Genomic DNA, 22,537 nt, shown 5'->3' with positions numbered 1-22,537 from the left:
GCGGCGGGGGGTTGTCCACCGCCCGCGGGAGCAGCGGTGGGCCAGCCCCCGGGCCTGCGTCCGCCGCCGGGGGTGGGGGGGGTGGGCCAGGCGCCGGGAGCGGGGGCGGGGGCGGCCGGGGGCTGGGTGGGCTGAGGGGCGGAAGGCTGCGGGGTGGGCGCCGGGGTTGAGGTGGGGGCGGGGGCGGCCATCGGGCTCTGCGTGCCCGGGGCGCTGGGAGTACTGGGGGTGCTGGTGGTACTGGGGGTGGCCGAGGGGCCGGAGGGAGAAGGGCCGGAAGTACCGGCGACACCGGACGATGCATCGGAGGTGCTGGGTCCCCCGGCCCCACCAGGCAGACCGGCCCCCCTGGGTGCACTGGCCCCACTGGGCGCACCTGCCGCCGGACCACCGGCAGCCACTCCAGCCGCGGCACCCGGGGTTCCGGGTCCGCCGGCCGGGGCTCCGGGGCCGCCGCCCGCGGCGCGCACCGCGGCACGGGCCGCCGCGGGGCCACCCCCGGGCGGTACGGACGCGGGCGGTGACGGTACGGACGCGGGTGGCGTAGCGGCTGCCGCGTGGGCGTCGGGGCCGGGCACGTACCCCATGGCGGGCGCGCCCGCTCCCGCGGAGAAGGAGACGCCGCGCTCGATCCGGTCGAGGCGGGCCATGACGGACCGCTCGTCGCCGTAGGCGGCGGGCAGCAGGACACGGGCGCAGATGAGTTCGAGCTGGAGGCGGGGGGAATGGGCGCCCCGCATCTCGGTGAGGCCTTCGTTGACGAGGTCGGCGGCGCGGCTCAGCTCGGCGGCGCCGAAGGTGCTCGCCTGGGCCTGCATCCGCTCGATGACGTCGGCGGGGGCGTCGATGAGCCCTTTCTCGGCGGCGTCCGGAACGGCGGCCAGAATCACGAGGTCGCGGAGGCGTTCGAGCAGGTCGGCGACGAAGCGCCGGGGGTCGTTGCCGCCTTCGATGACGCGGTCCACGACCTCGAAGGCGGCGGCGCCGTCGCCGGTGGCGAAGGCCTCGACCACGGAGTCGAGCAGGGACCCGTCGGTGTAGCCGAGCAGGGAGGTGGCCATGGCGTATGTCACACCGTCCGCCCCGGCGCCGGCGAGCAGCTGGTCCATGACGGACATGGAGTCACGCACGGAACCGCCGCCGGCCCGCACGACGAGCGGGAGGACACCGTCCTCGACCGGGATCTCCTCCTTCGCGCACACCTCGCCCAGGTACTCCCGCAGGGTGCCGGGCGGCACGAGGCGGAAGGGGTAGTGGTGCGTACGCGACCGGATCGTCCCGATGACCTTCTCGGGCTCGGTGGTCGCAAAGATGAACTTGAGGTGCTCCGGGGGCTCCTCGACGACCTTCAGCAGGGCGTTGAAACCGGCCGACGTGACCATGTGGGCCTCGTCGATGATGTAGATCTTGTACCGGCTGCCGGCCGGCCCGAAGAAGGCCTTTTCGCGCAGGTCACGGGCGTCGTCCACACCACCGTGCGAGGCGGCGTCGATCTCGATGACGTCGATGGAACCGGGACCGTTGCGCGCGAGGTCGCGGCAGGACTGGCACTCGCCGCACGGGGTCGGCGTGGGTCCCTGCTCGCAGTTCAGACAGCGGGCCAGGATCCGCGCGCTGGTCGTCTTGCCGCAGCCACGCGGACCGCTGAACAGGTACGCGTGATTGACCCGGTTGTTCCGCAGCGCCTGCTGCAACGGGTCGGTGACATGCTCCTGCCCGATGACCTCGGCGAACGACTCCGGGCGATAGCGGCGGTACAGCGCGAGAGACGACACGCATACGAGGTTATAGGCGCCCACCGACAACGAGTCCCGCCGCGGAACGCGGGGAAGGTCACGCCTGCGGGAGCAGCGAGGGTGCGGGGCCTCCGAGGGAGGGGAGACCGGGGGCCGGGAACTGGTTCCGGACCGGGACCGCGGACCGGACCAGACCTGGAGCGTGGACCGCGACCTGGAGCGTGGACCGCGACCTGGAGCGTGGACCGGTACCGGGATGGGAACCGAGCGGACTCCGTCCGAACGCAAACGCCCCCCACGCACCCGCCAGAGCCAACCTACCCTTGCTGCCTTCCGGCCCTGGGGGAGTTCAGTCAGATAGCGCCGCGTGAGGGGCTGCGCACAGCCTACCCGATCCCACAGGCAGGGAACGAGTTCGCGAGCACTCCCCGCCGTCATGTAATGTTCCTGGCGGAGGATTCGCCTAGAGGCCTAGGGCGCACGCTTGGAAAGCGTGTTGGGGGCAACCCCTCACGAGTTCGAATCTCGTATCCTCCGCCAGTGCCTCACCGGGCACGATGTCGAAGGGCCCCACCGTTCGCGGTGGGGCCCTTCGGCGTTGTCCGTCCCAATTGGCCTCTGGGCCGGCACCGTGCACACCCGTGCTCGAGTCTCACACCCAGCGCCGACCGGCCTTCTCCCACTCAGCAGGTTTACGCACCCACCTGTTACCAACAACGGCTAGACCACGGCTGACCAGCACGCAGATGCGCCGCCTTCGAGTTTGCCCGCGCACACCGGTGAGAGAGTTGCGCGCCTAACCACCCAAGGGTGTAAGGCCGAGCGGATCACCACGTCGAGTCGACAAAATCGCAGCTCAGATGAGGGTTGCGGCGCTTGCCCTCACGTCACTCACACTCAGCGCGCTGTCGGGAACCCCCCGCAGTCCCTGGAAGGGGTGGAGCCCAGTCGCTCCGCCCGTGCGTGCAGACGGCACGCCCTGGCGAAGGACGCTCGACGACCTTGAACATGCTCGTGCTCGCCATGGTGCTCGTCGTTGTGACGCTCCTCGTCGCCTTGGCGCTCGGCGCGGCGGTGCGTATGTTCCCCACCCTGGCCGGGCCTATCCAGGCCGCGATGAGTGGCGTGATGATGATGGCGGCGCTGATGACGGTGCTCGTGGCCGTCACGCGCTGACCACCGAGACGGTGCGCCCTGCGCTGACGTAGACACTCCATGCTCGCTTGAGCAGACGAGAGAGCCCCGACCCATGGTGGGTCGGGGCTCTCGCCCGTCATCCGTCTCAGTGGCCCACTGGCTGCTCCTAGAGCGCGTCTCCGGCTTGTTGTGCGACCTTCCGCAGCAGCGCCCCGGTGACGCGCGTGTACCGGGCGCGCATACGGGCCAGCCGCTCCCCCGGGCTCCAACCATGATCGCGTCGACCACGACGTCCGGGACGCCGAGGATCAGGAGGACGGTCACGGCGGTGTGGTGAGCATCGTGGAGACGGCCATCTCGAACGCCCGCCTCCTTCAGGAGCTTCTTCGAGATCAGCAGCTTCTTCCAGACGTGGAAGTCGACGTCCGGGCTGAGGGGGCCGCCAGTCGGGGAGGCGAAGACGTACCCCTTGTCCTCCAGGCGTTAGCGGCCTCGATCCGCTCCCTGTCCGGCTGCTCCTGGTTGGTCAAGGACCGTGACCGCTACGAGTCGCCCATCTGCCGGCCGAGGCGGCGCGCGCTGCGCGTGCCCCGTAGGACACACCCCTGTTCGAATCCCTCCCGCCCTCCGTGCGAACGGTATCCATCACCCCGGCGGAGGTGGAACACGAGGCTTCAGCCGCGTCATTCGCATCCAGGTCAGGTCGAATCCGCACACCATTCCCCCTGGACGTAACCGAGCTCGACATGCGTCCGCCTGGCCGAGGACCTCACCTTTCGTAGGCCAAGTACCACCTGTCGAGGACCGCTGCTCATGCCCGCATATCGCTGTGCAGCCAAACATAGTTCACTCGATTAGGGCTGAATCCCTGCAGAAATCCCCGAAGCACAGTTGCCGCGACTCATGATTTCCGTAGGCCCGATCCGACGGCACAAGCAAGAGGAAAACCATGCGCGACGTATTCACTCTCATCACTGAACGAGTTCTGCGCGACTGCGGCGGGGAACCCATCTGCGCGCACGTCGGCGATGTTCAAGCGTGCGCAATGAAGAGCCATCCCACATATCAAGCTTTGCGCGAAAAGATTCGACTTGGTCGATCCAAATCCGTAGCAAGCCTGCGCCTCTGGGAGTCGGTGGGCACTTTGGCAAGGGAGAGTGACCACCCGGAGCGAGAAAAATGGCTGATGATCCTACTAGATCTACTGACTCCATACTTTGGAGGGTGGTCGAAAGAGTTGGCACGAAAATGGCATTACGATGTCTCGGACATCAGATCTGCAATGGTGGAGGGCGCCCTGGAGGCAGGGTTTTCCAGGACAGGTGGCATCCCTTCCAAGGCCCTCCTGGACACCATGATGACTCGCGCGTTCACTGCCGCTCGTGAACTGGTGGAAGCAGGAAGCTCGGAAACATGTGCACCAAGTGCGGAGTGTTTGATTGCTGATGCCTCGCATGAGGAAGATTCCACGCTGCGAGCCTCGTCGATCATTGACGCCAGCACGGTGCGGGATCCGGATGCCCATGAGAGAATTCGCGGGGAGCGCACCGGAGCCCTGTTGCAACGAATGGGGGTCATGGGTCACGTCAAGAGCATTCATGACAAAATCCGCAACGGTTGCCGCGGTGAGGTAGATTCTCCCGCCATTACTCCAACACAGGCAGGCCGGTCATGGGTGGACGGGAGGAATCTTTACTATCGGATTTCTGATCTCCTGCCCCAATATATTGGCTTCAGCGAGGCAGCCAGCATTGTTGGCATTTCAGAATCGCAAGCATCAAAGATGGCCAGGAAAGGATCACTCCCCTTCAGGGTGCTCTGGATTGGAAACAGCCGGGTGGTGTCGGTCAAGTCACTTATGCACCTCTTGGGCATCCAGGACTCCATCGTGCATCCAGATGATGTAGAAAATGGCGCTTCTCATGTAGCGAAAACTAGAAATTCGACGAATGCTTTCACTGCCAAGGTGTCAGTCATCTGACAGCTCGGCTCTTCGGCATAGCAGATCTTCGGCTGTCGATTCGTCGCGAGCGGGCACGGACAGGGGCGTCATCCTCGAACTCGGCGCCGAAGCGGCTTCGGTCTGCTTCCACACTCCGTTGGAATCTCCGCCGCCCGGCACGCGGTTGGTGGCCGTCATCACCACGCACTCCCGGCCGAACCGACCACCCTCCGCGGCCCCGTCCAAGCTCGCCCTGCGGCAGCTCGCACCCACGGTCCTGGCCAGCGGTAGTCCACCCACAGCGGTGCTCGCCTCACTTCGCGCCGCGCGCTACGGCCACTCGTGGCCGAGACACCAAAGAAGCGGTGCGTACCGAAGGCGCCTGCCGCACCGGGGTGCCGCTGCCCTCCCGCCACCCGCGAAGGAACGTCGGGCGGCGCCCCGGCACGTCAGAGCCTCATGCCCGAAGGGGAAAAGTAAGCGATGTCGAGATCGACTTGGTGGGTGCCGACCGGCAGCCGGTGGCCAAGAAGTTGCTCTTTCTCGGATCGGTCAAGTGGCTGGAGAACTCCGCGTTCGACAGCCACGACCTGGTCGCGCTGCAGAAGCACCGGGCAGCGATCATCGACGAGCCGGTACCGCTCGTCGCGGTCTCCCGCAGCGGAGTCGGTTGTTCCGGCCTTCAGGCGGTGTACGGTCCCGACGACCTGCTCAGCGCTTGGCTCAGGGCGTGATCAGGAACTGAGCCCCTGGTTGTGCTTCTGGTTGCCTTCGCTGCCGTTCAGCACCGTCCATCACGAGATCTCCCTGCCTATCCCCAGGTCCGCCCGTGCTTCCTTGTGGAGGTCGTTCAGCGCGTCGATGAATGCCGGGCCGATCCGGTCACGTTCGGTTGCAGGCACGGCGGCCGGATTCCGGGCGGCCCTGAGCAAGTCCCAGAGGCGTTCGTTCGCTCGCGTCGCCGCCTCCGCGGCGGCGTCTCCCGCCAGGAGGACGAGGCCTTCGAAGAGCACGGAGCGTCGAGTCTCCGCCGCCTCCATCTCCGTGAGCGGTCCGGTCGGGTCGTCCCCCCGCTCACGGGCGTCGAGGACCCGTCCGGCGGCCCGGCCCGCTTCCTTGACGCAGGAGACGTAGTCCACGTAGGCGTCGAGTTTGCGCTCGTCCCACCGTGTCGCCATGGCCTGCCGGAACTTGGCTCGCTCGGCAAGAGTCGTCGCGAAGTACGACGTGACCGCGCCCAGCAGCACGCCAACCAGGGTGATGATCTGACTCGCCATGTGGATCAAGGTAGTGGGCGTCGGGCGCGTGGCTGAGCCTCTTTCAGTTCACTTGTCGCCGGGGCGCCAGGGCGCCGGGGTGCGTCCACCGTGCCCCGATTCCGTGCCGCCCTTCAGTCCTCGATGCGGATGCGCCGCGACACCGTCACCTGGTCCAGGTCCGACACCCGGATCGTCGCCCTCATCGTCCAGACGCCGGGGAGGGGGAGAGTGAGGGTGTTCGTGCCCCAGTAGCCGCCCCGGTCGGTGAGGCCGGCGTCGAGGGGGCCGACGTCCCTGGCCGCGAGGGTGAAGGTGAGGCGGACCTCGGGGACGGTGGCCGGGCCGCCGTCGCGGGCCAGCACCACGGCCTCCACCCGGTTCTCGCCCACCCGGCCGGGGTCGAGCGTGATCTGCACGGTGCCCCGCCCGCCGCCCGCCGTGCCCACGTCGAACGGGACGGACGTGACGGACGCCGTGGGCAGGCCACCGACCGGGGCCGCCTCCGCCGCCTCCGCCACGGCCCTGCCTGGCACGGTGCCGGTGAGCGCGGCGGTCAGCAGCAGGACGAGGGCTCCGACGGCCGCTTCGGTGAGGACGGAGCGGCGCAGTCCCCGGCGTTGGGCGTCGTCCCGGGACCCGGAGGCGCGCTCCTCGGGGTGCTGTTCAGCCCTCGGGTCCCGCACCGACTCCTGCCCCAGGGCCCGCTTCACCTCCGGATCCCCATTCGCCCGCGAATCCTGTTTTACCTCCGGCCCCGGCCACGGCTCCGGCCCCGGCTCCGGCTCCGGCTCCGGCTCCGGTGGCAGTGTCGGGCCGCCCGTCGTCTGCGGGACCCGCTCCCGTACGGCCGCCCCGGCGGTCGTCGCCGTCGTCGTGCTCCTCGTCACCGGCGTACTCGTCGCGACCCCCGCGCCCGTCGCCGCAAGCCTCGTCGACCGGCGTCGTGAGAACGCCGCCGCTGCCAACAACAGCGCCACCAGCGTCACCTTGCCGATCAGGAGCCGGCCGTACGACGTGTCCGTGAGGGCCGACCACGTGCCGAGGCCGCGCCAGGACTGGTAGGTGCCGGTGGCGGCCAGGACCGTCACCGAGGTGAGGGCGAGGCGGGAGAAGCGGGTGACCGTGGCCGGCGGGAGCGGGAGCGTCGAGCGGTACAGGGACGTCAGCAGCGCCGCCAGGCCGCCCAGCCAGGTCGCCATGGCCAGCAGGTGCAGCACGGACGACGTCATCGCCACCGGTACCTGGATTCCGGCGGAGGCGTGCTCGGCCGCCGCCCACGTCAGGGCCAGCGCCACGGCCAGGGACGTGCCCGCCGCGAGGACGGCCGGAGTACGGCTGTCCCGGTCGCGGCTCCGGGACAGCCGTACGTACAGGACGCCGCACAGCGCGAGCAGGGCCAGCCTCGCCAGGAGTGCCAGGCCGGGACGGCTCGTCAGGGTGCGGCCGAGGGCCGTCGGGTCCAGGCCGGCGGCCGGGCCCGCTCCGGACTCGTACGGGGCGCGCAGCAGGAGCAGGGCGACGGTCGTCGCCAGGAGGGTCCACCAGCCGGTCAGCGACGGGGCGCGCAGCGGGGCGAGTTCCGGTGGGCGGCACAGGGCCGCGAACGCCGCCGTGCCGATGAGCAGGGCGGCGGCCAGGTACGCGAGGTAGCGGGCGGCGGCGTGCAGGCCGGCCGTCAGCGGATGCTCGGTGGCGGCCGGTGGCGCCGCGGGCGTGGGCGAGGGGGCGCCGACGGAGAAGGTGAACGCCCCGGACACCGGGTGGCTGTCCGCCGAGACGACCCGCCAGGCCACGGTGTACGTGCCCGTGCCGAGCCTGCCGGGCAGGGCCGCCCGTGCCGTGTCCGAACGGCCGTCGGCGTGACCGGGCTCGCCCGTGTCGACCCTGCGCCGGTCGGGGCCGTAGACGCGGAAGGAGTCGTCCAGCAGGCCCACGGACTCGGTGAAGGTCAGGGTGAGGTGACGCGGCGCCCGCTTCAGGACGGTCCCGTCCTCGGGGTCCGTGGCGCGCAGGGCGGCGTGCGCGGAGGCGGGCCCGGCGGTGCCGAGCAGCAGCAGGACGAGGGCGACACCCAGCAGCAGCACGCTCCGCAGAGCCCGCGCACGGTCGCCCCTCACGTCTCGCCTCCGTCCCCGCACTCGCCGCCTCACGAGGAGGTACGGATGCGAGGGCGGCCTTGCTCACCAGCCGCCGAACACCGAACACCGACCAACGGCGAACGGCCAACGGCCCACCTGTCACCAGCCACCAGCCACCAACGTCACGGCGTCGCCGCGCAGCGGCCCGCCTCCCCCTGCCCTCCGGCGCTACCAGTGCGGTCGCGCCGACACTCCCCCGTCCACCACCAGGTCGTGGCCCGTCACCCAGGACGCCAGGCGGGAGGCGAGGAACACGCACGCGTCCGCGACGTCCTCCGGGCGGCCCAGGCGGCCCGTCGGAGCCGCCCGGCGCCATCGTCGTACCCCTTCCGGCCACGCCTCTTCCAGGCCCTCCCGGTGGATGAGGCCCGGGGAGACCGTGTTGACGCGGATGCCGTGCGGGCCGTATTCCAGGGCCGCCGCGCGGGCGTGCATGACGACCGCGGCCTTCGCGGCGCTGTAGTGGGCGTGGCCCGGGGCCGGGGTGTGGGCCTCGATGGACGCGATGTGGGTGACCGACCCCCCGCCGTCCTGGGCGCGCATGACGTCGGCGGCGGCCTGGGTGCAGGTGAAGACGCCGGCGAGGTTCGTGTCGACGACCGTGCGCCACTCGTCCGCGGTCATGCCGGGCAGGTCCCGGACGGGCTGGACGCCCGCGTTGTTGACCAGGGCGGTCAGCCGGCCGTCGCCCCAGTGGGCGGCCTCGTGGACCAGGCGGTGGCAGGCGTCCTCGTCGGTGAGGTCGGCGCGCAGCACGACGGCCCGGCCGCCCGACTCCCGGATGCGGTCGGCCACGTCCTCCGCCGCCGTCGGCCGGGTACGGCAGTGCACGGCGACGGCCGCGCTCTCCTCGGCGAACCGCAGGGCGATGCCCCGGCCGATGCCGCCGCTCGCGCCCGTGACGAGGGCGACCTGTCCGTCGAGCAGTCCCGTGGTGTTCATGGGCGGCACAGTCGCGCGATCCGGTCGGCCTCGGACGGATAACGCGCCGTGAGGTCCGCCGGGACGCCGTGTTCGTAGTCCTCGTAGACGAAGCCGGGCGCCATCGTGCAGCCGAGGAACGACCAGGCGCCGCCCTCGGCGACCCGGCCACCCATCCAGGTGCGGGCCGGGACGGTGAACTGGAGGTGCTGGCCGGCGCGCAGGTCCGGGCCGAGCACCACCGTGCGGGAGGAACCGTCGGGGGCGAGGAGGAGCAGTTCCAGGGGGTCGCCGAGGTAGAAGTGCCAGATCTCGTCGGTGGGCAGCCGGTGCAGGGCCGAGTGGTCGTCCGCCGTCAGCAGGACGACGATCGCCGATCCCTCGGGTCTGCCGTCCGGCCGCTCCGGTCCGGCCCAGGTGCGCCGGAAGAGGCCGCCTTCGCGCGGGATCGGTTCGAGTCCGTAGTGTGCGACGAGGTCGTCGGGGGTCACCCGGCGAAGGCTACCTCCCGGGTGAGGAAGGCGAGTTGTGCCTCCTTCTCCGGCAGGTACACGTCGGGCAGGTCGATCTCCGGCAGGACGACCGCCGGGCCGGCCGTGAAGCCCTGCCGCAGGAAGCGGGCGACCGCCTTCTCGTTGCGGACGTCCGGGTCGACCACGATCCGCCGCCGGTCCAGTGTCAGCAGCGCGTACGACACGACGACGGAGGCGAGCGCCGACGTCCAGCCGGGCCGCGCGCCGTCCGGGCCGGCGGGTGCGAGGAGCAGGTGGATGCCGATGTCGCCGGGCTCGACGTCGTAGCACTCGCCGACCCGGTCCGCGTCCGGCTCGTAGGTCTGGAGCAGCGCGACGGGCTCGGCGTCCTTCACGAGCAGGAACGCGTGGTGGGTGTCGAGGGTGTCCATGTGGGCGTAGATCTCGGCCACTTGGCCGACGGTGAGGCCGTTCATGCCCCAGAAGGAGGCGCGTTCCTCGCTGACCCAGCCGTGCAGCACCCCGGCGTCGGCCCGGGAGTCCAGCGGCAGGACGCGGACGGTTCCGAATCCGTCGACGTGTTCCTCGTGGACGGCGGTTCGGGAGGCGTACGGATCAGACATCGGTCTCCTTCTCAAGCAGGTCCCAGTCGGTGACGACGGGGGCGAGATCCCCGTTGAGCCACAGGGGAAGCTGGTCACGGTGGTGGGGCGAGCCGGGCACGCCCGAGGCGCCGAACGGCACCACCCACAGGCTGTCCTCACGGCGCGCCAGGTCCCACACGTACCGGGCGGCCGGGCCGCGCGCGGCGAGGTCGGTGAGGCCGGGGACGGCCGAGGTGCACAGGACGCAGTCGTGGTCGCCGGACAGTCCGGGTTCGTCGTACGGCGACTGCGGCGCGACCGCGCGCCAGGGGGCGAGCCGGTGGGTGTCGCCCCAGGTGCCGGGCGCCCCGGCAGCCGCCGCCTCCTCCAGAGCCGCACGTACGGCCCGCGGGCGGTCGACGCCGTACAACTCCTCGGCGCGCAGCAGGTGTTCGAGTGCGTAACCGATCCTCAAGAGCAGGGCCAGCCAGGGCCGGAAGACCTCCGGGTACGCGGGCGGGGAGGTGAGCGCCGCGAAGGCCGGCTCCGCCGCCAGTCGCCGTACGACCGCTCCGCGCACGGCGGCGAACTCCGCGGCGCCGGCGCTGTCCGCGTCCATCCGGCGGTCCCAGCGCAGCAGCCGCTCCCGCAGGGCGGCGGCCCCGGGGGTCAGGTCGGTCGCGGCGAGGTCCGCCAGGTGGTCGAGCAGGGGCGCGGCGGAGGCGAGGTACGTGTCCGTGTGGATCGCCGGCATGGCGGCGGCCGACCAGCGGTCCCGCTCCGCGAGCAGGGCGGCGATGCGGTCGGCGCGGTGCGGCGGGGCGAACTCGACGCCGAGCGGGGCGGCGGGGCCGCGCTGGTTGGCCATCACGGCGACGCCGTCGGTCAGCCCGGCGCGCGGCATGTCGTGCCAGCCCCGCCACTCGTGCCCGGGTTCCCAGGCGGGCACGAGCCGGGTGCGGTTGGCCTCGTGCCGCACGGGCACCCGGCCGGCCACGCGGTGCAGCACGCCGCCCTCGGTGTCGGCGGCCTGGACGACGTTGACGGGCTCCGCCCACCGGTCGGCGGCCCGGTCCACGTCGGCGACGCGACGGGCCCGCAGCAACGGCAGCAGCGCGCCGAAGCCGAGGTCGGCGGTGACGCGGGGCGGGTAACGGAGGCTGACGGCGACGGGGGGCGCGGAGGGGCCGAGGTCATGGGCGGGCCCACGGGGATCGTCGTCGGCGGCCTCACCGGGACCGTCGGCGGAGGGCCCACCGGGACCGTCGTGGGCGGACCCACCGGGACTCTCGGCGGAGGGCCCTTCGACGGCGGACCCTTCGGCGGCGCCCTCCTGGGTGCCTTCCGGGAGGCCGTCCTGGATGCCTTCCGGACCGCCGATGATCACAGGCCCTCGTTCGGTCTCCACGATCTCGACCTCGACCGGGTCCTCGCCCGCCACCTCGATCGTCTCGGTGTGCCGGGCGGCGCGCCGCCAGGTGCCGTCCGGGCCGAGGGCCTCGATGCCGGCGCCGGTGCGCCGCAGCCGCTCCCGGTACAGGTCCTGGTAGTCGGCCATGGCGTTGGTGATGGCCCAGGCGACCGTGCCGGTGTGGCCGAAGTGGGCGATGCCGGGGACGCCGGGGACGGCGAGGCCGACGACGTCGAACTCCGGGCAGGACAGGCGGATCTGCTGGTAGACGCCGGGGTCCTCGATGAAGCGGTGCGGGTCGCCGGCGATGATCGCGTGCCCCGTCGTGGTCCGTTCGCCGCCGACGAGCCAGCCGTTGCTGCCTGAGGTGCCGGGCCCGTCGGCGGCGAACAGGCCGACGGCGTCCGGACCGAGCGACCGCGTCACCTGCTCGCGCCACAGCTTGGCGGGAAACCCGGCGAACAGGATGTGCGTGCCGATCCAGACGCCGAGCGGCGTCCAGGGCTCCCACCGGCCGGGGGCGAGCCCGACGCGCGTGAACTCCTCGGAAGCGCCCGCGGCCAGGCCTTCGTTGACGCCGTCGACGTAGGCGCGGACCCAGTCGGCCGTCTCGGGGTCGTCACGTTCCAGGGCGGCGAAGCAGCGGCGGGCGGTGTCGTCCAGCCGGGCGCGGCGCGCGAACCGGTCCCAGGGCAGCGCCTCCGGTCCGAGGAACGACGCCGAGGTGCCCTGCGCCCGGTGCCGCTCCACCTCCAGTTGCCAGGCCCGGTCTCGGGCGGTGACGTGGCCCTGGGCGCGGGCCACTTCGCGGGGACTGCCCGCGCGCACGTGCGGGATTCCCCAGGAATCACGGTAAATCTCGGCGGCCACCCGCACCCCTCAGCATTTCTTTAGGTTAGCCTTTCCTAAGCAAGTCGTGGCGGAATCGTACGCGAAAGGTGAAGAGGGCATGGCGCAGGGGCGGGGCTGGGAGGGCGCGGTCCTCAGGCTGCTGCGTGCGAAGGACTTCACGTTCACCGTGACCGGCGCCGAGGACGTCACCGACCACTACCGGCGGCTGCACTTCACCGACGGCGGCATGCTCGCGGCGACCGGGGTGCACCCGACGATGTGGGTACGGCTGTGGTTCGACAACGCGGGCAGGCCGCACCAGCGGGCGTACACGCTGGTCGACCCGGACGCGGCGGCGGGCACCTTCAGCCTGGAGTTCGCCCTCCACGAGGGCCGCGCCAGTGACTGGGCACGGTCGGCGCGGCCGGGCGACACGGTCGAGGCGACCGTCCAGGGCACGGGCTTCGAACGGCCGGACCCCGAGCCCTCGCACGTCGTCGCGGTCGGCGACCCGGCGTCCCTGCCGGCGATCAACTCCCTGCTGGACGCGCTGGGTTCCACGCCGGCGACGATCTGGTTCGAGGGCGACACGGACGGGCTGCCGCTGCGCGCCGACCCGGAGCTGCACGACGTACGGCGGATACCGCGCCGGGAGGCCGGGGCGCACCTGGTCGCCGAGGTGAAGGCGGCCCTGCCGGACCTGCTGCGGGGCAGCGCGGACCCGTACGTGTGGATCGCCTGCGACACGGCGACGACGCGGGCCCTCGCCGCGTACGTGCGCAGGGAACTGAAGCTCCCGAAGCAGCGGGTGCACGCGCTGGGGTACTGGCGCGCGGCCTGAGCCGGACGCGCCCACCGGCGAGCGGCGCCGGGTCGGGCGCGGGATGATCGACGCATGGACGTCACCCTTCACCTCGCCCAGGACCCTGAGGCCGACGAACTCCTCGGGCGCAGTCCGCTCGCCGCGCTGGTCGGCATGCTGCTGGACCAGCAGGTTCCGATGGAGTGGGCGTTCAAGGGGCCGGCGACGATCGCTCAGCGGCTCGGCGCCGACGACCTGGACGCACAGGACATCGCCGCGCACGACCCGGAGGCCTTCGCCGCGCTCCTGTCGGAGAAACCGGCCGTGCACCGCTACCCGGGCTCGATGGCCAAGCGGATCCAGCAACTGTGCCAGTACCTCGTGGAGCACTACGACGGTGACGCCGAGGGCGTCTGGCGGGGCGTGGACAGCGGGGCGGAGCTGCTGAAGCGGCTGGAGGCGCTGCCGGGGTTCGGGAAGCAGAAGGCGCAGATCTTCCTGGCCCTGCTGGGCAAGCAGCTCGGCGTACGGCCGTCCGGCTGGCGCGAGGCGGCGGGGGCGTACGGCGAGCCGAAGGCGTATCGCTCCGTCGCGGACATCACGGGGCCGGAGTCGCTGGCGAAGGTGCGGGCGCACAAGCAGGAGCTGAAGGCGGTGGCGAAGGCGAAGGCCTCCGGCAAGTAGCCAGGGCCCACGGTGGACCGGCGTCGCGGTGACCGGCGGCGTGACGGTGACCGGCGTTGTCCTGCGACCCGGCGTCGCGGTGACCGGTGCTGCCGCGGGGCCGGCGGCGTGACGGTGACCGGCGTTGCCCGGTTGCCCGGCGTCGAGGTGACCGCGGGGTGGGTCGCGCGGCCCGGCGCTATCGGGTTGCCGCCCGCGCCCACCCGTGCCGCCCCGGGCGGCACGCATGCCCGCGGCTTGCGGCGTGCCGCCACCGCAGCCGCCCGCGCGGGATGGACGGGACGGGATGGGCCACCGGGCCGCAGTCGCGTACGGCGGGAAGGGGACGTGTCGGGGGGTGTCCGCCCGCAGCGGTTGGCGCGTCAACGCCAGGGCGTTTTCAAGTGACCGATTCCGCGCCGTTCCGAGGACGGACACCCCCCGGCGCGGCCCCGACCCACCCACCGCACCGACAGCGCAACGCACGCCACCCACCCACCCCGCACAGGCCGCCGCAGGTACCCCCATCCACCGACCCGCAGACGACCCCAGGCACCCCCACCCACCGGCCCGCAGACGACCCCAGGCACCCCGCCCGCCACCCACGGCTACCGCCTCCCCGAGGGACTGCTCCTGGGTCTGGTTCAGCCGCAGCACCTTGGACAGCAGCAACGGCCCGAAGCTGGTGACGGTGGCGCGGACGGGAATGCCGTGGCCGAGACCCCCGAGCGCGTAGAACTCGGCGGGACACCCGGCGGCCGTCCACTGCCGGCCCACCTCACGGGCCCGCGCCGCGACCCGCTCGTTCGCCCGCCCCGGCGCCGAGATCCCCGACGCGTCGCCCTTGACGTCGGCGAGGAACACGGGCACGCCCTGCTCGGAGAGCTGTTCGGCGACGAGCTGGAGCGTCTTGGTCTTGGCGGTACCGGTGGCGCCCGCGACCAGCCCGTGCCGGTTCAGCATCGTCAACGGCACCCGGATCCGCGCGTCGGGCAGACACCGCCCGTCCCACAGCAGGGCACCGAGCTCCAGGGCGGCCCGCCGAAGCCGTACCCGGCGGCGATCCGCCGCGCCTCGGCAGGGAGCGAGGGGTCGAGCGCGGGGGCGAGCGCGGGGCCGTCCCCGCCCGCCTCGGCGGCTCCGGACGGCGACGCGGTCTCGCTGTCACTCATATCGGACCTCTGTTCCGGTTTACCCCGCTTTGCGACGGCTTTTTCAGCGTCGCACTCGCTCGCCACGGCTGCGCCCGGAACGTCTTGACCGGTAGGCTTTCCGTGTGATCTTCAAGCGCATCGGAAACGGCCGGCCGTACCCCGACCACGGCCGGGAAAGCACCCGGCAGTGGGCGGACGTCGCGCCGCGCCCGGTCCGCCTCGATCAGCTCGTGACGACCAAGCAGCAGCTCGACCTGGAGACCCTTCTGGCCGAGGACTCCACCTTCTACGGCGACCTCTTCGCGCACGTCGTGAAGTGGCAGGGCGACCTGTACCTGGAGGACGGCCTGCACCGCGCGGTCCGCGCGGCCCTCCAGCAGCGCCAGGTCCTGCACGCCCGCGTCCTGGAGCTGGACTGAGGCCCGCACACCGCCCGCACCCCGCACCCCCACCCACCGCGGCGCCGCACACCGCCCGCACGCCGCACGCGCACTCCCCGCTCTCCCCACCCGCCGCCCGTACGCCCTCCACGGGCTCTTGCACCCTTTCGGGTTGGACTGAGCGGCGTCGAATGATCATCTAGTAGGCATTGCCGCTCGATCGCACTACGCTGCGCCCATGAGCATGCTCACTCCCCCTGGCATGGGCGGCCAGTACCGGATCACGGGGGACAAGTACCCACGGATGCGCCGACGCCGGGGCCGCAGGCTGGCGGTCGTCGCCGTCGCCTGTGTCGCGGCCCTGGGCCTGATCGGCTGGGGGACGCTGCAGCTCATCGACGTCTTCACCGGCGGCGACAAGGCCTCCGCGGCCGGCACCCCCGAAGACTGCTCGCCCAAGACGAACGCCTCACCGAGCCCGAGTGCCCCGATGACCCCGGTCGCCCTCCCCGCCCCCGGCCAGATCACGGTGAACGTCCTCAACGCCACGACCCGCGCCGGCCTCGCCAAGAAGACCGCGGACGAACTGAAGAAGCGCGGCTTCCGGATCGGCGAGGTGGGCAACGCCTCCAAGCAGTACGACAAGAAGGTCAAGGCGACCGGCATCCTGCTGGGACCGACCACGGCGCTGAAGACGTCGCTGCCGGTGCTGGGCACGCAGCTCACCACCGCCGAGCGCCGCACCGACGCGGCCCGCAAGGGCGCCGAGGTGGACCTGATCATCGGCGACGCCTTCAAGACGCTGACGCCGAAGGCGGACGCCGCGAAGGCCCTGACGAAGCTGACGGCACCCGCGCCGACACCGACGGCGTCGAAGAAGACCTGCTGACCCGGACGCCCGGAGCGACGCCGCGACAGCCGGGCCGAACCGCCGGCGAAAAGAAGGCCGGGCCGAACCGCCGATGAAGAAGGCCGAGCCCACCCGCCGTTGAAGAAGGCGGAGCCGAACCGCCGGCAAGAAGAAGACCGAGCCTGACCGCCGGTAGAAGATGGCCGGGCCGAACGCCGGCGAAAGAAGGACGGGGCCGCCGAAGCCGCCCCGCCACAGGTCACGTACGCTCGAACGGACCGCCCGTCTACTCGGCCGCTCCGTACATCCGGTCCCCCGCGTCGCCGAGCCCCGGCACGATGTAGCCGTGCTCGTTCAGCCGCTCGTCGACGGACGCCGTCACGACCGTCACCGGCGTGCCGGCCAGGTCGCGTTCCATGACCTCGACGCCCTCGGGCGCGGCCAGCAGCACCACGGCGGTCACGTCGTCGGCGCCGCGCCGGATGAGCTCCTGGATCGCCGCGACCAGCGTGCCGCCGGTCGCCAGCATCGGGTCCAGGACGTACACCTGACGCCCCGAGAGGTCCTCCGGCATGCGCGTGGCGTACGTGGAGGCCTCAAGCGTCTCCTCGTTGCGGATCATGCCGAGGAAGCCGACCTCGGCGGTCGGCAGCAGGCGGACCATGCCGTCCAGCATGCCGAGCCCGGCCCGCAGGATCGGCACCACCAGAGGGCGCGGGTGGGACAGCTTGACGCCGGTGGTCGTGGCGACCGGGGTCTTGATGTCGACCGCTTCGGTGCGCACGTCCCGCGTGGCCTCGTAGGCCAGCAGGGTGACCAGTTCGTCGGCGAGCCGGCGGAAGGTCGCGGAGTCGGTGCGCTGGTCGCGCAGCGTGGTGAGCTTGTGGGCGACCAGGGGGTGGTCGACGACGTGGAGACGCATGTCCACAACAGTAACCGCGCCCGCTGTCTGCTACGCGCTGGCGTCAAACCGCCCGTCCGGGGGAAAGTGAGAGGGACGGACGAGGGTGGTGTGCCGATGCCTGACCTGCCTGACCTGCCTGACCGCGGAGCCGATCAGGATCCGCCGACAGCCGAGCGGGACGCGCCGACGGGCGCCCCGATGCCGCCGTTCGCGCGGACCGGCCCGGAGACGGACGCCGAGCGCCGGCAGCGCCGGGCCCGTTTCCTGCGCGAGCTCGCCGAGGCCCGCGAACTGCGCGACCGCGTGCAGCCCCGCCGCGCCAAAGCGGCCAGGCTCCGGCACGCGATGCGCATGCGGACGTTCCGCTGGTAGGCCCGGCCCTCCGGCCAACTCCCGCCTCTCACTGAGTCACGGCGACCATGAGTACTGCCCGCCCGTCAGCCCCACCTGCCGGTGAGCCCCGCCTGTCCGTGAGGGTCTGTCCGTCCGTGAGCTCTGTCCCTCCGTGAGCTCTGCCCGTCGGTGAGCCCGCCTGCGTTGACCCGCCGACCCGCGCATCCTTCCCGTGGGTGACCCGCCCGTCGGCCCGCTCCGGCGGGGAACCGGCCAGAACGGGTCCGGAACGGGTCCGGAACGAGCCCCGAACGGCCGAGGAACACGCGCGGGAAGATCACGTGCCGCGTCGATGTTCCGGTGAGTGGTCGCACATGACCGGGGCACCGGCCGCGTACGATCCGCAGGTGGCGGCAACCCGCGTGCCGGCGAGTGCAGGACGGACCCGATCGTGACCTGCGCGGAAAACTGCCGGACACAGGGAGCCGAAGACGTCCCCTGGGCGCCTTGTTTCTGCCACGATTCCGAGTGGGTGGGGCTCGGAGGAGCACTCCCGCCCGCAACCTCCGCCGGGGGGACCCCCAACCGGCACGCCTATGACCAGTGGGAGAGTCACGGTGTACTTCGCCGCACTGCTCGCGCGCACCGAAGACGGGTGGGAAGCGAGCGACACAGAGCTCGACGATGTGGAAACCCTGTCGGATCTGGCCGACCTGGCCCGGGAAGCCTCTCCCGACGAGGACACGGTGCTCGTGCTGATCGAGCAGGAGGGCGGGTGGTTCGGCGTCGTCCGCGTGGACGGCGAGGAGGACCCCCGGATCTACGTCTCGGACGCCGCCGCCGCTGCCCGCAGCAGCTACGGCGAGATCCTGCTCACCGACGAGTTGCTCGGCCGGGAGCCCGGTGAGGAGGCCCCCGACCTGGACGCCCTGGACCTCGACGGCACGGAGGACGGTGAACCGGACGACGACGAGCCCGACGGCGGTGACGCGGGCGCCGGTTCCGCCGAGTCCGTGCCGCACGGCCCGGTCGGCGACGCGCAGGTGCTGGAGGACCTGGGTGTCACCGAGAAGGAGCTGCGCTCGATGACCGAGGACGCGCTCAGCGAGATCGCCGAGGCCCTGGGCGCCTCGGAGGTACTGGAGACCGTCCGCTGACCGAGAACGACACCACGGCGGAACTCCCGGACCCGGTCCGGGACCGCTGGCGGGACGCGATGCGGCTCGCCCTTGAGGAGGCCCGGCAGGCCGGCCGGGGCGGTGACGTCCCCGTCGGCGCCGTCGTGCTGGCCGAGGACGGCACGACCGTCCTCGCCGCCGGGCACAACGAACGCGAGGCGACCGGCGATCCGACGGCGCACGCCGAGGTCCTCGCGTTGCGGCGCGCCGCCGCCGAGGTCGGGCAGTGGCGGCTCGCCGGCTGCACGCTGGTCGTCACCCTGGAGCCCTGCACGATGTGCGCGGGCGCGCTGGTGCAGTCCCGCGTGGACCGCGTCGTCTACGGCGCCCGCGACGAGAAGGCGGGCGCCACCGGCTCGCTGTGGGACGTCGTACGGGACCGGCGGCTCAACCATCGCCCCGAGGTGATCGAGGGTGTGCTCGCGGGGGAGTGCGCCGGGCTCCTCACCGATTTCTTCCGCGCCCGCTGACCCACCCGCGCGCCCGGGGAATGCGGGAATCTGATTTCAAACCACGGCCCACCTTGGGGTAGGGTCTCCCTCGGTAGCGTGTCCGAGCGGCCGAAGGAGCTCGCCTCGAAAGCGAGTGTGGCGCAAGTCACCGAGGGTTCAAATCCCTCCGCTACCGCTGAAGAAGGGCCCCGTCGCAAGGCGGGGCCCTTCCTGCTGTTGATCTCCGCGGCGGTGCGGCGGATACACTCGCCGCCGGCGGCGGGCGCCCCACGGGCGCGCGGCCACGGACAGAGCGCACAGGGGAACAGGGGAGGCCGTGGTGGCGGTGAATGCGAAGAAGATCACCGTCTTTGTGCTCGTGGTCTTCGTCTTCTACGTGATCATCACGGACCCGGAGACGGCAGCCGACTACGTGCAGATAGGGTTCCAGGGCATCTCGGACGCCGCCAAGGCCATCGGCGACTTCATGACGTGGGTCGCCAACGGAGGGAACTCGGACTCATGATCCGCCACCTGGTCCTCTTCAAGCTCAACGAGGGCGTCGGGCGCGACGACCCGCAAGTCGTGAAGGGCGTCGAGGCCTTCGAGTCGCTCGACGGCAAGATCCCGGAGATCCGCTTCTGGGAGTGCGCCTGGAACATCAGCGACCGGCCCATCGCGTACGACTACGCGATCAACTCGGCGTTCGACGACGAGGCGGCGCTGCGCCGCTACGTCGAGCACCCGGAGCACCAGGCGGGCGTCGGGCTGTGGCGGGAGTTCGCCACGTGGGTGATCGCCGACTACGAGTTCTGACCCTCCTTTTCATGCGGCCCTCCGCCGGAACGGCGGAGGGCTCTCGCATGCCGCCCGAAAGCCCCGCGCGCCCCTCCCGCGCCCTCCCCGCACCCCTCCCCCGTACCTCTCTCACGTCCCCCTCGCGCCCCCAGCGCCCCCAGCGATCGCCTCTCTCGGGCTCTCTCGGGTCTCTCGCGCCTCGCTCGCGCCACGCTTCGCGGCCGGTCGCGCGCCACTCGAATGCCGTTCGCGCCCTCCCTCACGCCCCCGCCCGCCATTCCCGCACGTCACAGCCCAAGTTGTCACTCAACACGGTGTTATGCGGTGCTTGCACACAGTGCACATGTCTTGTGATGCTATGACCGCTTTTGACGGATGAGTTGACCGATAAAGAGGTGGCGTTGACCGTGTCGGCCAGTACTGCGCCGCCCCAGGACGAGGTTCCGGTCCAGGCCCCGGCTCCGGCCCAGGCCCCCGCACCGGAGAAGCGCCGCGGCGCGGACACCCGGGCGCTGACGCAGGTGCTCTTCGGGGAGCTCAAAGGGCTCGAACCGGGTACGCCGGAGCACAACCGCGTGCGAGCGGCGCTCATCGAGGCCAACCTTCCGCTCGTGCGCTACGCCGCCGCGCGGTTCCGCTCCCGCAACGAGCCGATGGAGGACGTCGTCCAGGTCGGCACCATCGGGCTGATCAACGCCATCGACCGCTTCGACCCCGACCGGGGCGTGCAGTTCCCGACGTTCGCGATGCCGACCGTGGTCGGCGAGATCAAGCGGTACTTCCGCGACAACGTCCGCACCGTGCACGTACCGCGCCGGCTGCACGAGTTGTGGGTGCAGGTGACCAGCGCGACCGAGGACCTGACGACGGCCCTCGGGCGTTCCCCGACGACCGGCGAGATCGCCGGGCGGCTGCGCATCTCCGAGGAGGAGGTGCTGTCCTGCATCGAGGCCGGGCGGTCGTACCACGCGACCTCGCTGGAGGCCGCCCAGGAGGGCGACGGACTGCCGGGACTGCTGGACCGGCTCGGTTACGAGGACCCGGCCCTGGACGGCGTCGAGCACCGCGACCTCGTGCGGCACCTGCTGGTCCAACTTCCCGAACGGGAACAGCGGATCCTGCTGCTGCGCTACTACAGCAACCTCACCCAGTCGCAGATCAGCGCCGAACTCGGCGTCTCCCAGATGCACGTCTCCCGGCTGCTCGCGCGCAGCTTCCAGCGGCTGCGGTCCGCGAACCGCATCGAGGCGTAACCGAAAGCACGAGCGAGGTATAACCGGAGAGAGCGAATCGCCCACCCCGGCCCTTCTCGCGGTTTCTGTACCGATAGACCGTCAGACCCCTTATTTCCAGGGCCGATTCGCGTCTTGGATGTCGACATGTCACTACAGCGCGTTGCCGACATGTGACATTCTGCGGGAAGCGCGTTTGCCGGAGCTCCGGCGCCGGTATTCAGGTGAAGGCTGCGTTCCTCACTGGGAGCGTCCGCCACGACCGTCCCGCGACCCAAAGGGGGTGGCATGTCCGCAGAACAGGGCAGCTCGAAGGTGCTCACGCTCGCGGAGAGCGACTCAGCGCCGCATGCGCTCGACGCACTCGGCCCCATCGATGACGTACCGCCCCTCGAGGCCGCGCCGGCGCCGGCCATCCCGGCCCCGGAAGCCATCGACACCCGCACCCTGTCCCGCTCCCTGTTCCTGCGGCTGGCCGCACTCGGCGCGGACAGCCCCGAGCGTGCCTACGTCCGGGACACCCTGATCGAGCTCAACCTCCCGCTGGTGCGCTACGCGGCGGCCCGCTTCCGCTCGCGCAACGAGCCGATGGAGGACATCGTCCAGGTCGGCACCATCGGCCTGATCAAAGCGATCGACCGCTTCGACTGCGAACGCGGTGTGGAGTTCCCGACGTTCGCCATGCCGACCGTCGTCGGCGAGATCAAGCGGTTCTTCCGCGACACCTCGTGGTCGGTGCGCGTGCCGCGCCGGCTCCAGGAGCTGCGTCTGGCGCTGACGAAGGCGAGCGACGAGCTCTCCCAGAAGCTGGACCGCTCCCCGACGGTCTCCGAACTCGCCGCGGTGCTGGGCGTGTCCGAGGAGGACGTCGTCGACGGCCTCGCGGTCGGCAACGCCTACACGGCCTCCTCGCTGGACTCCCCGGCCCCGGAGGACGACGGCGGCGAGGGCTCGCTCGCGGACCGCCTGGGCTACGAGGACACGGCCCTGGAGGGCGTGGAGTACCGGGAGTCGCTGAAGCCGCTGCTGGCCAAGCTTCCGCCCCGTGAGCGGCGGATCATCATGCTGCGCTTCTTCGCCAACATGACCCAGTCGCAGATCGGCGAGGAGGTCGGCATCTCGCAGATGCACGTCTCCCGGCTGCTGACCCGGACGCTGGCGCAGCTGCGCGAGGGCCTCATCTCCGACTGACGGCACGCCGCACGGCGGGCCCTCGGCCCGGCCCGTTTCCGTCGCACGTTCGCCGCGGCACCCCTGCGCTGGACGCAGCGCAGGGGTGCCGCGGCGGTGCGTTCTGCTCGCGCTTTCACTCGCGCGTGCCTGCTCGCGCGCGTTCCCCCCGCGCCCGTCTGTTCCCGTCTCCGTTCGCGTCCGTCCGTA

General features: G+C 71.5%; 21 protein-coding genes, 2 tRNA genes, 1 other RNA gene and 2 pseudogenes. 16 read left to right on the top strand and 10 right to left on the bottom strand.

Features of this window, described 5'->3' with window-relative positions:
- On the bottom strand, nucleotides 1-1,775 hold a 1,775-nt coding region (locus QC282_RS29410; RefSeq protein ID WP_279552622.1), incomplete at its 3' end, for a DNA polymerase III subunit gamma and tau.
- Nucleotides 1,776-2,017: 242 nt separating this feature from the next.
- Nucleotides 2,018-2,116, bottom strand: an RNA gene (ffs, locus tag QC282_RS29405) — signal recognition particle sRNA small type.
- A 72-nt stretch (nucleotides 2,117-2,188) separates the two neighbouring features.
- Here ffs and QC282_RS29400 point away from each other — a divergent pair.
- From QC282_RS29400 to QC282_RS29385, 4 genes and pseudogenes are all read left to right on the top strand, one after another.
- Nucleotides 2,189-2,276 (top strand) — tRNA-Ser (locus QC282_RS29400).
- Between the two features lie 462 nt (nucleotides 2,277-2,738).
- The gene (locus QC282_RS29395; protein ID WP_279552621.1) at nucleotides 2,739-2,912 is read left to right on the top strand and encodes a hypothetical protein; all 174 of its coding nucleotides are present in this window, start codon (nucleotides 2,739-2,741) and stop codon (nucleotides 2,910-2,912) included.
- A gap of 910 nt (nucleotides 2,913-3,822) precedes the next feature.
- Nucleotides 3,823-4,854: a hypothetical protein gene (locus QC282_RS29390; protein WP_279552620.1), complete on the top strand. Its 1,032-nt coding sequence runs from the start codon at nucleotides 3,823-3,825 to the stop codon at nucleotides 4,852-4,854.
- 440 nt (nucleotides 4,855-5,294) lie between these two features.
- Nucleotides 5,295-5,549: pseudogene (locus QC282_RS29385) on the top strand (ATP-binding protein); the annotation flags it as partial.
- A gap of 60 nt (nucleotides 5,550-5,609) precedes the next feature.
- On the opposite strand, the gene QC282_RS29380 reads toward QC282_RS29385, so the two are convergent.
- From QC282_RS29380 to QC282_RS29355, 6 genes are all read right to left on the bottom strand, one after another.
- Nucleotides 5,610-6,092 (bottom strand): hypothetical protein, encoded by a 483-nt coding sequence (locus tag QC282_RS29380; protein WP_279552619.1) that lies wholly within the window; start codon nucleotides 6,090-6,092, stop codon nucleotides 5,610-5,612.
- Between the two features lie 113 nt (nucleotides 6,093-6,205).
- Complete coding sequence (locus QC282_RS29375) at nucleotides 6,206-8,155, bottom strand: copper resistance protein CopC (RefSeq protein ID WP_279552625.1); 1,950 nt, start codon at nucleotides 8,153-8,155, stop codon at nucleotides 6,206-6,208.
- 225 nt (nucleotides 8,156-8,380) lie between these two features.
- Nucleotides 8,381-9,154 (bottom strand): glucose 1-dehydrogenase, encoded by a 774-nt coding sequence (locus QC282_RS29370; protein ID WP_279552618.1) that lies wholly within the window; start codon nucleotides 9,152-9,154, stop codon nucleotides 8,381-8,383.
- The gene (locus tag QC282_RS29365; RefSeq protein WP_279552617.1) at nucleotides 9,151-9,624 is read right to left on the bottom strand and encodes a cupin domain-containing protein; all 474 of its coding nucleotides are present in this window, start codon (nucleotides 9,622-9,624) and stop codon (nucleotides 9,151-9,153) included. The genes QC282_RS29370 and QC282_RS29365 overlap by 4 nt, the downstream gene beginning before the upstream one ends.
- Nucleotides 9,621-10,229, bottom strand: coding sequence for a GNAT family N-acetyltransferase (locus QC282_RS29360; RefSeq protein WP_279552616.1), 609 nt, complete (start codon nucleotides 10,227-10,229; stop codon nucleotides 9,621-9,623). The genes QC282_RS29365 and QC282_RS29360 overlap by 4 nt, the downstream gene beginning before the upstream one ends.
- Nucleotides 10,222-12,471, bottom strand: a complete 2,250-nt coding sequence (locus QC282_RS29355) for a penicillin acylase family protein (RefSeq protein ID WP_279552615.1) — start codon at nucleotides 12,469-12,471, stop codon at nucleotides 10,222-10,224. The genes QC282_RS29360 and QC282_RS29355 overlap by 8 nt, the downstream gene beginning before the upstream one ends.
- 79 nt (nucleotides 12,472-12,550) lie before the next feature.
- On the opposite strand from QC282_RS29355, the gene QC282_RS29350 reads away from it, so the two are divergent.
- On the top strand, nucleotides 12,551-13,273 hold the full coding sequence (locus QC282_RS29350; protein ID WP_279552614.1) for a siderophore-interacting protein: 723 nt from the start codon (nucleotides 12,551-12,553) through the stop codon (nucleotides 13,271-13,273).
- Nucleotides 13,274-13,327: 54 nt separating this feature from the next.
- Nucleotides 13,328-13,918, top strand: a complete 591-nt coding sequence (locus tag QC282_RS29345; RefSeq protein ID WP_279552613.1) for an HhH-GPD-type base excision DNA repair protein — start codon at nucleotides 13,328-13,330, stop codon at nucleotides 13,916-13,918.
- 597 nt (nucleotides 13,919-14,515) lie between these two features.
- Here the strand turns inward: QC282_RS29345 and QC282_RS29340 are convergent.
- Nucleotides 14,516-15,069, bottom strand: a pseudogene (locus QC282_RS29340) (helicase HerA-like domain-containing protein); the annotation flags it as partial.
- 104 nt (nucleotides 15,070-15,173) lie between these two features.
- Between QC282_RS29340 and QC282_RS29335 the strand changes: the two are divergent.
- Nucleotides 15,174-15,470, top strand: coding sequence for a type II toxin-antitoxin system VapB family antitoxin (locus QC282_RS29335; protein ID WP_004943146.1), 297 nt, complete (start codon nucleotides 15,174-15,176; stop codon nucleotides 15,468-15,470).
- A gap of 223 nt (nucleotides 15,471-15,693) precedes the next feature.
- Nucleotides 15,694-16,320 carry a LytR C-terminal domain-containing protein gene (locus QC282_RS29330; RefSeq protein WP_279552624.1) on the top strand — a complete coding sequence of 209 codons (627 nt, stop codon included), beginning with the start codon at nucleotides 15,694-15,696 and terminating at the stop codon, nucleotides 16,318-16,320.
- 247 nt (nucleotides 16,321-16,567) lie between these two features.
- Here the strand turns inward: QC282_RS29330 and upp are convergent, their stop codons facing one another.
- Nucleotides 16,568-17,203, bottom strand: coding sequence for a uracil phosphoribosyltransferase (gene upp, locus QC282_RS29325; RefSeq protein ID WP_279552612.1), 636 nt, complete (start codon nucleotides 17,201-17,203; stop codon nucleotides 16,568-16,570).
- A 96-nt stretch (nucleotides 17,204-17,299) separates the two neighbouring features.
- Between upp and QC282_RS29320 the strand changes: the two genes are divergently transcribed.
- From QC282_RS29320 to QC282_RS29285, 8 genes are all read left to right on the top strand, one after another.
- The gene (locus tag QC282_RS29320; RefSeq protein WP_279552626.1) at nucleotides 17,300-17,557 is read left to right on the top strand and encodes a hypothetical protein; all 258 of its coding nucleotides are present in this window, start codon (nucleotides 17,300-17,302) and stop codon (nucleotides 17,555-17,557) included.
- 578 nt (nucleotides 17,558-18,135) lie between these two features.
- The gene (locus QC282_RS29315) at nucleotides 18,136-18,675 is read left to right on the top strand and encodes a hypothetical protein (RefSeq protein ID WP_279552623.1); all 540 of its coding nucleotides are present in this window, start codon (nucleotides 18,136-18,138) and stop codon (nucleotides 18,673-18,675) included.
- Between the two features lie 59 nt (nucleotides 18,676-18,734).
- Nucleotides 18,735-19,166 carry a tRNA adenosine(34) deaminase TadA gene (gene tadA / locus QC282_RS29310; protein ID WP_279552611.1) on the top strand — a complete coding sequence of 144 codons (432 nt, stop codon included), beginning with the start codon at nucleotides 18,735-18,737 and terminating at the stop codon, nucleotides 19,164-19,166.
- Between the two features lie 72 nt (nucleotides 19,167-19,238).
- A tRNA-Ser gene (locus QC282_RS29305) sits at nucleotides 19,239-19,323 on the top strand.
- 144 nt (nucleotides 19,324-19,467) lie between these two features.
- Nucleotides 19,468-19,653, top strand: coding sequence for a hypothetical protein (locus QC282_RS29300; RefSeq protein ID WP_279552610.1), 186 nt, complete (start codon nucleotides 19,468-19,470; stop codon nucleotides 19,651-19,653).
- On the top strand, nucleotides 19,650-19,943 hold the full coding sequence (locus tag QC282_RS29295; RefSeq protein ID WP_279552609.1) for a Dabb family protein: 294 nt from the start codon (nucleotides 19,650-19,652) through the stop codon (nucleotides 19,941-19,943). Before QC282_RS29300 ends, QC282_RS29295 begins: the two co-directional genes overlap by 4 nt.
- Before the next feature lie 383 nt (nucleotides 19,944-20,326).
- Complete coding sequence (locus tag QC282_RS29290) at nucleotides 20,327-21,178, top strand: RNA polymerase sigma factor SigF (RefSeq protein WP_279552608.1); 852 nt, start codon at nucleotides 20,327-20,329, stop codon at nucleotides 21,176-21,178.
- A gap of 267 nt (nucleotides 21,179-21,445) precedes the next feature.
- Nucleotides 21,446-22,348 (top strand): RNA polymerase sigma factor SigF, encoded by a 903-nt coding sequence (locus QC282_RS29285; protein ID WP_279552607.1) that lies wholly within the window; start codon nucleotides 21,446-21,448, stop codon nucleotides 22,346-22,348.
- Nucleotides 22,349-22,537: the final 189 nt, after the last annotated feature.

Origin of the sequence: Streptomyces sp. DH24 (genome assembly GCF_029813775.1) — a bacterium.
Lineage (GTDB): Bacteria > Actinomycetota > Actinomycetes > Streptomycetales > Streptomycetaceae > Streptomyces.
The sequence above is the reverse complement of the archived record's forward strand: the minus strand, read 5'-3'. Positions and strand labels throughout refer to the sequence as shown.